Source organism: Cupriavidus oxalaticus, assembly GCF_038900635.1.
Lineage (GTDB): Bacteria > Pseudomonadota > Gammaproteobacteria > Burkholderiales > Burkholderiaceae > Cupriavidus > Cupriavidus oxalaticus_B.
The window spans coordinates 95637-110715 of the sequence record NZ_JAYMRX010000010.1 but is presented as its reverse complement, the minus strand read 5'-3'; the positions used below and the strand labels follow the sequence as shown (position 1 = coordinate 110715).

General features: G+C 62.1%; 11 protein-coding genes and 1 pseudogene. 8 read left to right on the top strand and 4 right to left on the bottom strand.

Annotated features, from left to right (window positions below; translation table 11 throughout):
• The first annotated feature begins 7 nt into the window (after positions 1–7).
• The 5 genes and pseudogenes from VSR71_RS17775 to VSR71_RS17755 all read left to right on the top strand — a co-directional run bounded on the left by VSR71_RS17775 (position 8) and on the right by VSR71_RS17755 (position 5228).
• Positions 8–709 carry a succinate dehydrogenase iron-sulfur subunit gene (locus VSR71_RS17775; protein ID WP_135705162.1) on the top strand — a complete coding sequence of 234 codons (702 nt, stop codon included), beginning with the start codon at positions 8–10 and terminating at the stop codon, positions 707–709.
• 229 nt (positions 710–938) lie between these two features.
• Positions 939–2270 (top strand): PLP-dependent aminotransferase family protein, encoded by a 1332-nt coding sequence (locus VSR71_RS17770; protein WP_342915163.1) that lies wholly within the window; start codon positions 939–941, stop codon positions 2268–2270.
• Positions 2271–2506: 236 nt separating this feature from the next.
• A complete protein-coding gene (locus VSR71_RS17765; RefSeq protein ID WP_342915162.1) occupies positions 2507–3250 on the top strand; it encodes an acetoacetate decarboxylase in 744 nt (247 codons plus the stop codon).
• Between the two features lie 52 nt (positions 3251–3302).
• Positions 3303–4085 carry a 3-hydroxybutyrate dehydrogenase gene (locus VSR71_RS17760; protein WP_342915161.1) on the top strand — a complete coding sequence of 261 codons (783 nt, stop codon included), beginning with the start codon at positions 3303–3305 and terminating at the stop codon, positions 4083–4085.
• Between the two features lie 29 nt (positions 4086–4114).
• Positions 4115–5228 (top strand): annotated as a pseudogene (locus tag VSR71_RS17755) (DUF3734 domain-containing protein).
• 214 nt (positions 5229–5442) lie between these two features.
• On the opposite strand, the gene VSR71_RS17750 reads toward VSR71_RS17755, so the two are convergent.
• The 4 genes from VSR71_RS17750 to VSR71_RS17735 all read right to left on the bottom strand — a co-directional run bounded on the left by VSR71_RS17750 (position 5443) and on the right by VSR71_RS17735 (position 10924).
• Positions 5443–6231: a transcriptional regulator gene (locus VSR71_RS17750; protein ID WP_342915160.1), complete on the bottom strand. Its 789-nt coding sequence runs from the start codon at positions 6229–6231 to the stop codon at positions 5443–5445.
• Positions 6232–7048: 817 nt separating this feature from the next.
• Entirely contained in the window at positions 7049–8170 is a 1122-nt protein-coding gene (locus VSR71_RS17745) for a hypothetical protein (protein WP_342915159.1), read from the bottom strand.
• Between the two features lie 168 nt (positions 8171–8338).
• Positions 8339–10042: a hypothetical protein gene (locus tag VSR71_RS17740; RefSeq protein ID WP_342915158.1), complete on the bottom strand. Its 1704-nt coding sequence runs from the start codon at positions 10040–10042 to the stop codon at positions 8339–8341.
• Positions 10043–10321: 279 nt separating this feature from the next.
• Positions 10322–10924 (bottom strand): XpsR family transcriptional regulator, encoded by a 603-nt coding sequence (locus tag VSR71_RS17735; RefSeq protein ID WP_342915157.1) that lies wholly within the window; start codon positions 10922–10924, stop codon positions 10322–10324.
• An 841-nt stretch (positions 10925–11765) separates the two neighbouring features.
• Here VSR71_RS17735 and VSR71_RS17730 point away from each other — a divergent pair.
• The 3 genes from VSR71_RS17730 to VSR71_RS17720 all read left to right on the top strand — a co-directional run bounded on the left by VSR71_RS17730 (position 11766) and on the right by VSR71_RS17720 (position 15072).
• Positions 11766–13145, top strand: coding sequence for an undecaprenyl-phosphate glucose phosphotransferase (locus VSR71_RS17730; RefSeq protein ID WP_342915260.1), 1380 nt, complete (start codon positions 11766–11768; stop codon positions 13143–13145).
• 117 nt (positions 13146–13262) lie between these two features.
• On the top strand, positions 13263–13976 hold the full coding sequence (locus tag VSR71_RS17725; protein ID WP_342915156.1) for a WecB/TagA/CpsF family glycosyltransferase: 714 nt from the start codon (positions 13263–13265) through the stop codon (positions 13974–13976).
• Between the two features lie 16 nt (positions 13977–13992).
• Complete coding sequence (locus tag VSR71_RS17720) at positions 13993–15072, top strand: endo-1,4-beta-xylanase (RefSeq protein ID WP_342915155.1); 1080 nt, start codon at positions 13993–13995, stop codon at positions 15070–15072.
• Positions 15073–15079: the final 7 nt, after the last annotated feature.

Sequence of the window (15079 nt, the reverse complement as noted above, 5' to 3'; positions counted from 1 at the left end):
CACAGAAATGAAGCGTATTTTCGAAGTCTACCGCTACGATCCGGACAAGGATGCGGCGCCGCGCATGCAGACCTACGAGGTCGAGCTCGACGGCCACGAGCGCATGCTGCTGGACGCGCTGGTGAAACTGAAGAAGCTGGACGAGACCATCTCGTTCCGCCGTTCGTGCCGCGAAGGCGTGTGCGGCTCGGACGCGATGAACATCAACGGCAAGAACGGCCTGGCCTGCCTGACCAACATGCGCGAGCTGCCGGACCGCATCGTGCTGCGTCCGCTGCCGGGCCTGCCGGTGGTGCGCGACCTGATCGTCGACATGACGCAGTTCTTCAAGCAGTACAACTCGATCAAGCCGTTCCTGATCAACGACGAACCGCCGCCCGAGAAAGAGCGCCTGCAGTCGCCGGAAGAGCGCGACGAGCTCGATGGCCTGTACGAGTGCATCCTGTGCGCCAGCTGCTCGACGTCGTGCCCGTCGTTCTGGTGGAACCCGGACAAGTTCGTCGGCCCCGCCGGCCTGCTGCAGGCTTACCGCTTCATCGCGGACAGCCGCGACCAGGCCACCAGCGAGCGCCTGGACAACCTGAACGACCCGTATCGCCTGTTCCGCTGCCACAGCATCATGAACTGCGTCGATGTGTGCCCGAAGGGACTGAACCCGACCAAGGCCATCGGCAAGATCAAGGAGCTGATGGTCCGCCGCGCAGTCTGAGGCGGTGCTGCTCCGGCGTGGCGTCATGCCACGCACCCTCTTTGCCATGCAGCTGCCCTGCATCGGCACCATGACAAGGACGTCGCGGCTCTGCCGCCGCGACGCTTTCCCTCCAAGTCCCGCCTGCCCCCTGTCCCGCCCGCCGTGCCATGCACGCAACACGTTGTGTCGCGCCGTCGCGAGGCCGATAATCGATGCATTCCGATAATTGTCATGGAAGCGATCTTCGATGCCCCGGCTCCGTTACAAGGAAGTGGTCGACCAGTTCGCAGCCGACATCCGCGAGGGCCGGCTGCGTCCCGGAACCCGGCTGCCCACCCATCGCGCCCTCGCGGCCCGGGAGGGGCTGGCGCTGGTGACAGCTTCACGGGTCTACGCCGAACTTCATGCGATGGGCCTGGTGAGCGGCGAGACTGGCCGAGGCACGTTCGTGAAGGAGACGCTTCCTGCCGGCCAGGGCATAGACCTGCCGGCATGGAGCGCCGACACGGTAGACCTGAGCTTCAACAACCCGTCGTTACCAGGCCAGGTTGACCTGCTAAGGGCGGCATTGCGCCAGCTTGCCAGCGCGGGGGATCTTGAAGCGGTGCTTCGGTACCATCCTCATGGCGGACGCGAGCACGAGCGGGCGACCATGGCGGACCATCTGGGGAGCCGTGGCGTGGCGGCGTCGGCCCGGACCACCGTGCTCGTGAGCGGCGCGCAGCATGGGCTGACGGCCACGGCCATGGCGTTGCTTGAGCCGGGCGACGTCGTGGCCGTGGACGCCCTGACTTACCCGGGCTTCAAGCTCACCGCCGAGGCGTGCCGGCTCGAACTCGCGCCGATTCCCGCTGACGGACGCGGTCCCGACCTTGGTGCCCTCGAAGCCTTATGCCGTCGGCGGCGGGTTCGCGCCGTGTACATGATGCCGACGTTGCACAATCCGCTCGGGTGGGTGATGAGTCTGCGACGGCGGCGCGAACTGGTCGCCATTGCGCGCCAACACGGACTGGTCCTGATCGAAGACGGAGCCTACGCCTTCCTGGAGGAAAGCGCACCGCCGCCCCTGGCGGCATTGGCCCCTGAAGCCACCGTATACGTGTCGGGCCTGTCGAAGAGCGTCGCCACAGGGCTTCGAGTCGGCATGATATGCGCGCCATCCGAATGGATCCCCAGGCTGGAGCGCGCCATCCGCGCAACCACCTGGACGACGCCGGCAACCATGACGGCGATTGCCTGCGGCTGGCTAGAAGATGGCACCGTGGCAAGGCTGGAGGCTGAAAAACGCCGGGACGCCACGCTGCGCCAACGCGTAGTCAGCGATGTGCTGGGCCATCTGAAGCCGGTTCGCCATTCCGCGTCGTATTTCGTTTGGCTGCCTTTGCCCGAGGAAGTCCGTGCGGATGCCGTCGCCAACGCGTTGCTGCGCGAGCGGATCTCGGTGTCGACCGCGCATCCCTTTGCGACGTCGAAGCACGTGCCTCATGCCATCCGGCTGGCACTCGGCTCGGTACGTCTGGACGCGCTGCGGCGAGCGTTGGAGACCGTAGACAAGGTAGTGGCCGAGCAAGCCTGCTGAAGCGGGTCCAGCCTCCAACGCTGACGGGAAGAGTCCGTCCCATACTGCAGCAGCCTCACGGCCGCCCCGGCGGATCCCGCGCCGGGTCCTTGCCCACTCGACGCGCGAATCGAAGTGGCCGGAGAAACCGATACCTAGGTCCAATAGACCGCTGCAGCGCAAGCTCCCAGAATGACCTCGACCGTACACCCCCTCTGACGGGGACGGTACGGAGTCGCCACAGGAGCTCAACTACCATGGACGTCCAGACCATCCGGAAGCGCGCATTTGCCACGCCCCTGCTCAGCCCGGCCTACCCGATCGGGCCGTATCGCTTTCTTCAGCGCGAGTACTTTGTCATCTCCTATCGCACAGATCCCGAAGTGTTGCGTGCGGTCGTGCCAGAGCCGCTGGAAACGACCGATCCGGTGGTGCACTACGAATTCATCCGCATGCCCGACTCGACGGGCTTCGGTGACTACACCGAATCAGGCCAGGTGATTCCGGTGACGTACCGGGGGCGTCCAGGCAACTATACCCATGCGATGTTCCTTGACGACCATCCGCCCCTGGCCGGTGGGCGCGAGCTGTGGGGCTTTCCCAAGAAGCTGGCTAGTCCGCACCTCTCCGTCGAGACCGACACGCTCCTGGGCACGCTCGATTATGGCCCGGTGCGCGTGGCCACCGGCACGATGGGCTACAAGCACCAGACCATCGACAAGGCCGAAGTGCAGGCCGCCCTGGCGAACACCCCCAACTACCTGCTCAAGATCCTGCCGCACGTCGATGGCACCGCGCGCGTTTGCGAACTGGTCTGCTTCTTTCTCAAGGATGTCGACGTCAAGGGAGCCTGGACCGGCCCTGCGGCCCTGTCCCTCTTCCCGCACGCACTCGCACCGGTTGCCTCGCTGCCGGTGCTGGAAGTCATCGGTGCGAAACACTACGTCGCCGACCTGACCCTAGCGTTGGGAGAGGTTGTGTACGACTACCTGCAGGCATGACCGGCATCGACCGGTTTCCGGCCTGACACCCCATCGATGATGGAGAACAAGCATGAAGCTATTTGGCAAATCAGCCATTGTGACCGGCGCCGCCAGCGGCATCGGCAAGGCGATCGCGAAACTGCTGGCTCGCGAGGGGGCCTCCGTCGCCGTCGCTGACCTTGATGAGGATGCCGCGCGCAGCGTCGCCGCAGCCATCGAGGCTGGCGGCGGCCAGGCCATGGGCGTGGCGATGGACGTCACCGACGAAGCTGCGGTCGATCGCGCCACGCAAGCCGTGGCAAACCGGTTCGACGGCGTCGACATCCTGGTTTCCAACGCCGGCATCCAGATCGTCAATCCGGTACACGAGTACAGCTTCGCGGATTGGAAGCGCATGCAGGCGATCCACCTTGACGGCGCTTTCCTGACCACACGCGCCGCGCTCAGGTACATGTACCCCGACGACCGGGGCGGCACCATCATCTACATGGGCTCGGTCCATTCGCATGAAGCCTCGCCGCTCAAATGCGCATACGTGGCCGCCAAGCACGGGCTGCTCGGACTCGCGCGCGTGGTGGCCAGGGAAGGCGGCGAGCACAACGTGCGCTCGCATGTCATCTGCCCGGGCTTTGTGCGCACGCCGCTGGTCGAGAAGCAGATTCCCGAACAGGCCCGCGAACTTGGCATCAGCGAGGAAGAGGTGGTGCGCCGCGTGATGCTGGGCGGCACCGTGGACGGTGTCTTCACCACCGTCGACGACGTCGCCCAGACCGCCCTCTTCCTGTGCGCCTATCCGTCCGCGGCCCTGACCGGGCAGTCGTTCGTGGTCAGCCACGGCTGGTACATGCAGTAAGCGCGCCATGGTCGGCCGCGGGAGGGAACATGTTTCAGGAACGACAAGACTTGCAAGGCAGCTCCGGCGCCGCCCGGGTCCGCACCGAAGTGGATCGCGGCTACGCCGTGCGGGCACTTGTGCTTCAGGGCGGCGGCGCGCTCGGCGCCTATCAGGCAGGTGTCTACCAGGGGCTTGCCGAAGCCGGCATTGAGCCGAACTGGGTCTCGGGCATCTCGATCGGCGCGTTGAATGCCGCGATCATCGCCGGCAACGCGCCGGAGCATCGCGTGACCAGGCTGCGCGAGTTCTGGTCCCATATCTGCCGCCGGCCCTGGTTTCCAAGCCTGATTCCGTATGGCTCGATTGCCGGCAGTGCGCAGCATTGGCCGGACTCGTTGCGGATCTGGTTCGATGGGATCGAAGCCGCCCACGCCCTGCTGGAGGGGCAGCGCGGATTCCGACTTCGACCGCATCAATAGCCACCATGAGATGCGCGTGTCGGTAGGCGCCGTCAATGTGCGGACAGGCAACTTCGTCTATTTCGACAACACCGAGATCAGGCTTCGCGCCGAACACTTCATGGCTTCCGGCGCGCTGCCGCCGGGCTTTCCTGCGGTGGAAATCGACGGTGAATTCTATTGGGATGGCGGTCTGGTGTCGAACACTCCGCTTTCCGCAATCCTCCACGCCAGGCCAAGTCGCAACGCCCTGATCTTCCAGGTTGACCTGTGGAGCGCGCGCGGGCCGTTGCCGGAGAATCTGGCAGACGTCGCCACACGCCAGAAGGATGTCCAGTATTCCAGCCGGACACGCCTGATCACAGCCTATATGAGCGAGCAGCAGCGCTTGCGCCGCATGCTCAGCGACGTGCTGGACCTGGTGCCGCCGGAGCGGCGTCAGAGCGCGGCCTACCTGCGCGCGGCGGAAAACGCCTCCGACGCGCGCCGGAATATCGTCCAGCTGATCTATCGCGACAAATCGTTCGAAGGCAGCGCCAAGGACTTCCAGTTCGGACCGTTGACGATGAGCGAGCACTGGGCCAGCGGGCTGGACGACATGCGTGAGACGCTCCTGCAGCCGGAATGCCTGTCCATGCCAAGTCAGGAAAATCCGTTTGTCACGCACGACATCCACCACATGCGGGCCGGCATCGGTCGGTAATTCCTTGCGGCATTGCCGGCCGGGGCCTTGGGGCCAGATGCCCCGATGCCCGCCGCGCCGGCTCGACTACGTCACACCAGCCGGGCAAAAAAAAGACACCGCGTCAACGGTGCCCTCAATGGGAAATTCAAATGAGTGAAGAGCCAGGATTGTGTCAAATATACTGGCCCGGCAAAATTGAAAATTTTTTACATCAGTCTTTTTTGTCGCGGCACTAAGCGAAAGTTTCGCAGCCCGCGCGCAGAGGTTCGTTTGCCGGAAACACCGGCCGAACACGTTCCATCGTCCGACAAGCACCCGCCTCCGCTGGCCGCCTGCTCATTTCGTTGAGCACCGGCAAGCGCTCCGGACGGGCGGACGGTCCGTCATCGACGGCATCGAGCTCGGCGCAGTGCCTGAAGTCGCTTTCCGCCAGTCGCATGCCCAGAAACTTCCCGAACGCATCGAGCTGAACCTGCGACGTCATTCCGGCGCTGCCGCCGATTGCCGGGCAGATGACCCACGTCGTCCCGTCCTTGGTGAACAGGCGCAAGCGCCTGACCTGGTCAGCCGGCTGGAGTGCATGCTCTTCGCTGGCCAGTCCGCCCAGCGAGAAGGCTTCGATGTATTCGTCGGCATGGCGGTGGCTCAGGCAAATGACCACCTTCGGGCGCCAGCGGCCGCGGGTCTTGGCGAGGAACCGGAAGCGCTCGCCATCCCGGCACAGGTTCAGGTAGCGCGACTGCGGAATCAGTTCAGGCTGGCCTCGGAACGCCTTGGACCACGTCGTGCGTCCGTCGACGTGGGCAGGCAGGGGAAACAGGCTGAGCCTGAATTCGGCGCCCCGCGGCGAGTAGAGATGGCGCCAGTAGTAGTGTTCCCAGTCGTTGTCCCCGAGCCGGATGCGCAGCGCCTCGGCACGCGCCGCGGCCATGATGCGTGCCACGCACTGATGGCCGAACCACTTGCCCATGTCTTCCCGGTGCTGGTGCCGGAACACCGCGTCCCAGGCCGGCGGTGCCATGCGCGGCTGTAGCGGTGCGACGAGCGGCTCCGACCACGCCGGGCTCCTGTCGCATATCCAGACGGGAGCCTTTGGATTGCCTCCTTCCATTCCGACATAGGAGGCAAAATAGCGATCCAGGTCCGGACGCGCGAACACCTTTGAATGCTGCATACTATCCCTTGCTGCTTGGTGGGACCCCCGGTAAATCACAATGCCGCAGCATGCCGCGGCCTCCTGGGCGCACGTGCTGCTGTGGTCTTTGGCAAAACGTTATTTGCAGGCAAGGTGCGAGGATTTAAGTGCGCCGCCGCAGGCGCCATCCTTTGCACCGATCTGGGCATTTTTTTAATGCCCGGAACTGACTGCTTTAATTATTTTTTCATGCTCGTATTCGCATACGACACCACCTGACATGAAGAAATCCAGTCAGTGGCAGCCGAACGCATTCGCGACTCGTGGAGACGCAGAGCTTGCATTATCCTGCAACCAGGATAATTTCCATGCTTGGGTGGACTTTGTCATGGAGAAAAATTCACTCCATGGAATGCACCATCTACGATAATTGGCGCTGAATATGAAAACCAATATCTATCCGAACGCGCAGCCCCGATAATTTCACTCGACTTATATATGGATCCCTTTTTGATTGAAATAATTCTAACCTAGCCCTCAAGTTTTAGGAATTTCAATCTTCTAAGGTCTGACATAAGTGATTTGCTGCGATGCAATATCCTGGGGAAGCGTTATCTATCCCCTCCCCGGAGGGGATAGAAATGTGCTGACAGGCCCTGGGAACAGCATGCAATGGCCACCGGCCGCGACCGCCTTCACAAACTCAGAACCCCGAGAATCGAATGCCGATCGAGCCGTAGCCGTAGTAGCGGTCCAGCTTGCCCGCGGTGGTCGCGTTATAGAGGAATGGGATGGTGCCGACGAAGTTGTACAGCGATGCCTGGCCGCGCAGGAACACCTCCACGTTCTTCACGACCGCATATGACAGCTCCAGGCCCAGCGTATGGTTGGAGCGGATCGGCGAATAGCCGTAGGTTTCCGCGCGGCTATCAACATTGCTGCGCAGGAGGTACTGGAACTGGTACCCAAGGCGCGCCGCAAAGCGCTCGTACTTCCAGCGCCATGACCCGCCCAGGTTCAGGTAGCCGGCCGTATAGTTGAAATCATCGTTGAAATCCAGGCCGAACTGGCTGGCGTCGACTGCGAACGAGGCCGACTGCAAAGTAGCGTTGCCCACGTTGCACGGTGCGGCCAGCTGGCCATTGGCGACATTGTCGGAGCCGATCGCGACATTGAAGTTGCAGTTGCCTCGCTGCAGGCGCGTATTGATGCTCCCGATCGTCACGCGGCTGATGCCGAGCCCGATGAAGCCGGTGAGCTGGTTGCGCTCGGTCAGCTCGCCGGAGAAGATGACGTCGGCCTGGGCCTGGACATCATTCGCGTTGTTCACGGTAAGGCTGTTGAACGTCGTATTGCGGACCATCACCGGCGACGAGCGATTCAGGCTGCCGGAGTGGTCTCCCCATAGGGAGAAGCGCAGCATGATGCGATCGCGCGCACCGGCCTCGGCGAGCGGGTCATAGTGCATCGCCAGCATCCAGGTATCGATCGTGTTGTGGTCTTGCCCGTAATCGATGCCACGGCGCCAGTAGGTGGCCGACCCCGACCAGTGCGGCGAAAACTTGTAGCCCAGCATCAGCTTGCCGCCACGATAATCGCCGGAGTTGTCCGACACCGGCCCCTGCTGCCCGCGCAGGTTAAAGACATCCACGGCGCGGTTCACCATGTCGTAGCTGGCCTCCACCCGCACCGAGGTGAACTCTCCGGTGGCGGGCTCGGCTTGCATGAACACATCGTCGGGGGCGGCGCTGGCCGTGCCCGCGCACGACAGGCCCAGCATCAGGGCGCAGGCGTGGTCCAGCCGGCGCTTGTGAATCAGCTGCATATAGACTCCGAGGCCACTGGGCGAGCCTCATGCGTGGCGGCTCCGGAGAGGCGCTCGACGCAGACAAGAAAAGACCCGGTCACCCTCGCGACTGCATTGAGACACGCGTTCGAATGACCGGGCGGCCTGGCCTTCCCCATCCTGGCGGAAGGCACCACTACGCGCCGGTCACGGGTTGAGCGTGACCGTCGTCTTGAGGCCGTCGCCGACCACCATCTCGGAGTCAGTCTTCACCAATGCCGTCTTGGCGAACTCCACGTCGCCGTTGACCAGCATGCCCACCTTCACATCCCGGCCGCTGACACCGGTGGTTGTGGCAAACGTCACCGGGAAGGTACTGGTGGCCCTTGGCGTGAGGGCGTCAACCTGCGCCTGGCTCAGCGCGCCGGCAGACCTGAGCTTGCCGAGGAACACCGTGAACGGCAGGTTCAGCGAGCCGCCATTGGCCGTGGAGAACAGGCTGTCGGCGACGCTGTTGGTCAGGCTTGCCGCGGCGGACAGGTTGCCACTGATCCGGAACGAATAAGTGGTATTGGCAGGCACCACCGCATTCACCAGTTGCGACCCGTTGAACGTCAGCGTCACGTTCTCGATGATGACGTCGACCTGATTGCCACCATAGCTATAGCTCAACCCGGCGCGCACTTGCGACGGCCCGCCGTTGAAGGCGTTACCATTCTGCGTCAGCGCAACCTGGATCGAGCCCAGCGTGCCGCCCGTGGCCGAGATCGTGTCGGTGATCGGGTAGTTGGCGCCATTGATCGTCAGGTTCGACAGCAGCAGGTAGTTGTTCAGCCCGACAGCGTTTGCCACGTTGTTGATGGCGCCTGCATCCACCGCGCTGCCCAGCTCCGCAGTTACCTGCTGGATCTCGGCGGTGTTACCGGTCGACACCGCAGCGCCTAGTTCAGCCAGCGTGTTCGTGATCGATGCATTCGTGAGCCCGTCAGTCGTTACCGCCTGGACCAGCGCCGTGGTCGTGGTGGACTGCGCGCTCTCGGTCACGATGTTGAGCGATCCGCTTTCCGTCAGCGCCGCCAACGTTGCGGTGGGGCTGCTACCCAGATCGACGGCCTCCAGTGCGGTGTTCACGCTTGCCACCTGGGTCGTGATTACCGGCGCGGCCAGTGCGGCCACATTGGCAGCCACCGCGCCGATGTCCGAGCGCAGTTCGGCGGGCAAGCCTGCCTGCGCGTTCTGTACTGCACTGGATACCACGTTCGTCACCAGTGCACTGCTGGTCAGGTCTGCGGTGCCCGGAGCGCTGGCCACGGCGTTTGCGACTGCCTTGGAGGCCGCTGCGGCCGTATCCGCGGCAGTCAGCGTGCCGCCCTCGCCCAGGCCCGTCAGCGTCTTGGCGACGTGATCGACCAGTTGCTGCACCACGACCGCCGCCCGCAGCGCTGCCGCGTCCTGCATCGGATCGAGCGTGGTCAGGTCCTTGCCTCCGAGGCCAAGGCCGGTTGCCAGGGGCGCCAACTGGCCCGAGCCGAGCTGGACCGCCAGCGTGGTCAGCGGCGAAGCCACCGGAATCACGCCCTGCTTGTAATCCAGCGCCGGTGCCTGCAGCACCCCGGTGAACGGCTGGTTGGTACCGATATCGGTGCCGCTGGTGACTCTCAGCGCGCTCTTGGTGCAACCGGCCGGGAAGGTAAAGTCCCCGGTTGCATTCGTGGTCGCGGTCTTGTTGTCGCAATCAAGGAAGGTGACTGTCGAGCCGGACAGGTAGAAGTCCACCGCCTTGCCGCTCACGCTGGCAGAAGGCTGCGAAGGCGGGGGCGAATCGTCGCCGCCGCCACCGCAAGCCACCAGCGTTGCTGCGGCACTTGCCATGATGCCAAGGATAAAGATGTTCCGGGTTCTGGTTTGCACGCTGCTCTCCTCAGGTCGATACTTCGATACAACGAAAGATGGTTGGGAATCCTGCGACGGGGACACTGCCGCGCACAGTCTCCAGCGCTCTGCTGTCTCGGGTGCCACGCACGACTTTGCGCGTGGCACCCGCGGCAGCAGCTTGCGGATCGCGCCGGCACGCAGATAAACGCATCCACCGATCCGTGTCACCCCTACTTGGCGGGGGAAACTCGATCCGTCGCCGTCGCCGGTGCCGAAGGCAGGCCAGCGGCATCAACGCCCCACGCTCGCCATGGCTCATGACGGCCTCGCACCCGGTTCGTCCGCAGCAGCGGAGTACCCGGGAAAATCGTCCGGCCGCAGCCAGCGCGTGATGTACCGCCCCATCGCGTCAAGCAATACGTCGGACATCATTCCGGCTGCGCCAGCCAGTGGCGGACAGATGATCCACGTGGTGCCGTCTCGTTCCAGCACGCGCAAGGTCTTGGGCTGATCGGCGGGCTGCAGGACGTGGTCGGTGGCGCGCGCCTGCGCGAGTGCGAAGGCCTGCACGAAGTCGTCGGCGTGCCGCTCGCCCAGGCATATCACCACCTTCGGCTTCCAGCGCCGGCGAATTCCGTCGATGAAGGCAAAGCGCCGGCCTTCGCGGCAAAGGTCGAGGTAACGCTGCCTGGGCAAGAGCTCCGGCTGGCCTTTGAACGCCTTCGACCACGGTGTCTGATTGATCAGGCGCGCTGGCAGCGGGAACAGGCTGAGCTTGAACTCCGCGCCCTGCGGCGCGTACAGGTGGTGGTCGAAGTAGTCCTTCCAGTCCTGCTCGCCTGTGGCCATCCTGAAGACTTGCGCGCGCGCCGCCGACATGATCCGCGCAATCTTCTGGTGTGATTGCCAGCGATCCATGTGATGGCGATACTTGCAGCGGTAGGCAGCATCCCACGCGCCCGGTTGTGCACGCGGAACCAGCGGGACCAATAGCGACGCCGCGCCTGGATGCGGGGAGCTATCGCAGAACCATACTGCAGCGCCTGGATTTCCCCCTTCCATCCCTACGTAAGACGCGAAATACGAATCCAGCTGCTCCCGCGTGAATACCGTATGTGGCTCTGTTTTTCTCATTCCTTTACCGCGTTGAGTGAAGGATGCCCAGATGCTGAGCCGCATCAGCTTTTCATGTGCATCACGCACGGCGGTCCCGAATCCGCTCACCAATGTTTTTATTCTCACCCCCAACGCGAGGGGGGCGCTGCCATCTCGCTTCCCTCCTTGAGCGGGGTAACGCTCACCTCGGTTGCACGGCATCTTCGCGCGCGAAAAAACGACGAAGCTCATCGCGATCGGCACCTCCACCAAGGCCAGGCTTTCCCTTCTGATGAAGGGTACCGACGCTTTTCGCTGCATCGCACTATTCGCTCCTGAAAACACGGAGCACACCGGCGCCAGCGTCGCGCCGGCAGCAAAAAGAGCGTTGCGGTTCCATTGGACGGCCCTCAAGGATGCGGCCGTGGCCGGTCATCAGCTGACCGCCGCCACACCATGGAACCGGCTGCAGCTAAGCAGTCCCGCACGACTCTGCTCCGTCAAGACCATGAGCATGCACAACCACGATGCATGCCGTGCGACGGGCCTGGCCGCCACTGCGCGCGGACGGCAAGTTCGGAGGAGACAACAAGGGCATGGGCACCCGCTTGGGCACCCATTACTCGAACGCTTCTGGGGGAAGCAATTGGGTATCTATCGCGATATGTTTGCCAGGCACCACGATCAGCTCACGCTGATGGCTCGCCTGCTCGACGCCGGTGCCATCTGGCTTGCGGCTATCCTGGCCAGTGAAGTGCGATTCGCCACTGCGCACGCGCCAATCCACCAGTTCATCCAGTACTTTGGTTGTGCCATTGCCTTTATCGTGCTGCCCGGGTTCGATGTCTACACATCGTGGCGCGGCCGCAGCCTGATCTCCCTCGCTGCGCGCCTGCTGTCTGCGTGGAGCCTGGTCTGGCTGGTCAGCCTGCTGCTGACCTACCTGCTTCACCAGGCCGATTCACTTTCCCGCTTGTGGATGGTGTACTGGTACGCTTTCTCGCTGGCCGGCCTGGTGGGCCTGCGCGTAGTCACCCGTGCCGTGCTCAACCTGTTGCGCGTTGCCGGTGCCAACAACAAGCGCGTGATCATCGTCGGCTTCGGCCGTACCGGCCAGGAGATGTATCGCCGCGCGACCGCCAGCCACACCACCGGGTTCAAGATCAGCGGCATCTATGCCGCTGAAGGCGAGTCCACGCCGGAAGGACGCCGTCGCATCACCGACAGCGCCCACATCGCCGATTTCGCTCGCGAGCACGGGATCCATGAGATCTGGATCACCCTGCCGATGAGCGAGCACCGGCGGATGCAGGAAATCGCCTTCTCGCTGCGCAACGACTTCATCGACATCAAGTGGATGCCGAGCGTGCTCGACTTCGACCTGCTCAACCACAACGTCGGCAACTTCCTGGGCATGCCCGCGGTGGAAATGAACAAGCCGCCCTCGCTCGGCGTGCGCGGCACCCTCAAGGCCATCTTCGATCGCAGCTTCTCGGCGCTCGTGCTCGTCGCGCTGTCGCCGCTGTTCCTGCTCATTGCCATCCTGATCAAGCGCGACTCGCCAGGTCCGGTCTTCTTCAAGCAGGAGCGCCTCGGCATGGATGGCCGCGTCATCCACGTCTACAAGTTCCGCAGCATGAAGGTGCATGCCGAGCACGGCGTCGTCACGCAGGCCACCAAGGGCGACAGCCGCGTGACGCCGATCGGTGCCTTCCTGCGCCGTACCAGCCTGGACGAGCTGCCACAGTTCATCAACGTGCTGAAGGGCGAAATGAGCGTGGTAGGGCCACGGCCGCACGCCATGGCGCACAACAACATGTACAAGGAACAGCTGGACTTCTACATGCTGCGCCACCGCGTCAAGCCCGGTATCACGGGCTGGGCCCAGATCAACGGCTATCGCGGAGAGACCGACACCCTGGACAAGATGGCCAAGCGGGTGGAGCACGACATCTTCTATATACGGAACTGGTCGTTCTGGATGGATTTGAGGATTATTTTCTGGACGGCTTTCAAAGGGTGGAAAGGACAGAATGCGTATTAGCCTGCTGGCAGCAACACTAGCTTGCTCGCCTACAGCCCGGCACGCACTGCCCTTCCACAATGAACGCCCTGATAGCCGCCACCGAGCCATCCAATATCAACTCGATGCAGGAATCCTATGAAATTTCTTCTGAATAGACTGTCCGCATCCTCGGAACTGCCCACTCGCAATGGCGTTTACACCTTCCTGAATCCCTACTCCTATCTGATCGCCAGAAGAAGCCCTGAAATATTCGAGAGATTCGACGGGATCTATATCGACGGCCAACTCCTCGCCAAAATGCTCAGCTTCGTCCTGGGCGATCAAGTGACCAGGACAAGTTTTGACATGACCTCTCTCGCTCCCAAGCTTATGGAAAGCGCGGAGAATAACGACAAGTCCGTCTACCTGATCGGAGCGAAACCAGAACAGATCGATATTGCCGCCGAACACTTTCAGGAAAAATACCCGAAACTGAAGATATGCGGACTGCGCCATGGCTACTTCAATTCGGCGAAGGAACGAAGCGAGGCAATTCGCAACATTGTTCAGTTGGCGCCCGACTACGTCATCGTGGGAATGGGCACCCCGATTCAAGAGGAGTTTCTCCTGGAACTGGTCGCGGGCGGCTGGCGTGGGCAAGCTTTCACGTGCGGGGGCTTTCTTCATCAATCGTCCGAGCGGCTTACCTACTACCCGGCCTGGGTGAACAAGCTCCACCTCCGCGCGCCATTCCGTGCCTTTAAGGAGCCACGCTTGCTGCGACGCTACATGATAAGTTACCCCTATTTCATCGCTGTTTTCGCAATCGATTGGCTCACATCGAGCCATAGAATCCACAAAAAGACATAAACCTCCACTTTGCCCGATGCGAAGAAGGACATTTCTCGCTAGCGCCTCCCTCCTGGCCTTCCATAATGCCGGGAGCGAGGCGAAAACGAATGCGCAAGCAACAGCTAGCCAGGCTCCTGGCATAAGCGGTTGTTCCCAGCCTGTCAGGATCGAATTCGGAAGCGCTGTCACTGCCGAAGCCCTCAGTACAAACATTTTGTTGCGACAGGCAATCCTGCGGGAATGCAGCATTCTGTCCTTCGAGCGGGAGTTGAAATGGCGTTTGCTTGAGTCCCGGCCCGGACAATGGGACTACGCGCGCGCGGACATAATTGCTGATTTTTGTCGGAATAACCGAATGAAGGCACGCGGACATGCGCCGCTTTGGCATGCAGGATTGCCATCGTGGATTGACGGAACAATGCGCCGCGAGCATCTTTGGCAGAAGATTGAAACCTATTTCAATAATGTTATCGACCGCTATGGCGACATAATCGAATCCTGGGATGTGGTAAATGAAGCCCTCGAACAGAATGGAAATCGACCTGGCGCCCTGAGAGAAGGATTGCTCCCGCATATCCTGGGAGACGACTACATAGCATCCGCATTTATTCTCGCGAAACGATTGGCTCCGGCAATTCCGCTTGTTTACAATGACTTCGGCCCAGAGTATTCCTTCACCAAAACACGATCAATTATCAGGCTGCTGGAAAAACTAAAGCTAAAAGGAGTCCCGGTTGCAAAATTCGGGTTGCAAGCGCACCTTAGCACGACGATGAAGATCGACCAACTGAGCCTCAAGACCCTCACCAGAGAGCTTCGCGCCATGAATATCGATCTATTAATTACCGAACTCGATGTTCGCAATCGAAGCGGATTACTTGATGATGCTGTGCTGAACAAGGTGTGCGCCGACAAGGTCCGCGAGCTGCTAGAACCCATCTTCAGCATCGAAGCACCGCGACAGATCGTTACATGGGGACTGCTGGATGGCCACAGCTGGTTGACCAGCAAAGCGTACAAGACCAACAGCTTTCCCCAGCGCCCGTTGCCCCTTGATGAAAGCGGCCGACGCAAGCCGATGTGGAGTGTGCTTCGTCAGTTCCTGTGCAACTGAGTATCGA

Bases quoted from the DNA above. Each gene is read 5' to 3' on its own strand.
- VSR71_RS17775 (WP_135705162.1), top strand. From the start codon at position 8: ATGAAGCGTATTTTCGAAGTCTACCGCTACGATCCGGACAAGGATGCG.
- VSR71_RS17770 (WP_342915163.1), top strand. From the start codon at position 939: ATGCCCCGGCTCCGTTACAAGGAAGTGGTCGACCAGTTCGCAGCCGAC.
- VSR71_RS17765 (WP_342915162.1), top strand. From the start codon at position 2,507: ATGGACGTCCAGACCATCCGGAAGCGCGCATTTGCCACGCCCCTGCTC.
- VSR71_RS17760 (WP_342915161.1), top strand. From the start codon at position 3,303: ATGAAGCTATTTGGCAAATCAGCCATTGTGACCGGCGCCGCCAGCGGC.
- VSR71_RS17750 (WP_342915160.1), bottom strand. From the start codon at position 6,231: ATGGCACCGCCGGCCTGGGACGCGGTGTTCCGGCACCAGCACCGGGAA.
- VSR71_RS17745 (WP_342915159.1), bottom strand. From the start codon at position 8,170: ATGCAGCTGATTCACAAGCGCCGGCTGGACCACGCCTGCGCCCTGATG.
- VSR71_RS17735 (WP_342915157.1), bottom strand. From the start codon at position 10,924: ATGGATCGCTGGCAATCACACCAGAAGATTGCGCGGATCATGTCGGCG.
- VSR71_RS17730 (WP_342915260.1), top strand. From the start codon at position 11,766: ATGTTTGCCAGGCACCACGATCAGCTCACGCTGATGGCTCGCCTGCTC.
- VSR71_RS17725 (WP_342915156.1), top strand. From the start codon at position 13,263: ATGAAATTTCTTCTGAATAGACTGTCCGCATCCTCGGAACTGCCCACT.
- VSR71_RS17720 (WP_342915155.1), top strand. From the start codon at position 13,993: ATGCGAAGAAGGACATTTCTCGCTAGCGCCTCCCTCCTGGCCTTCCAT.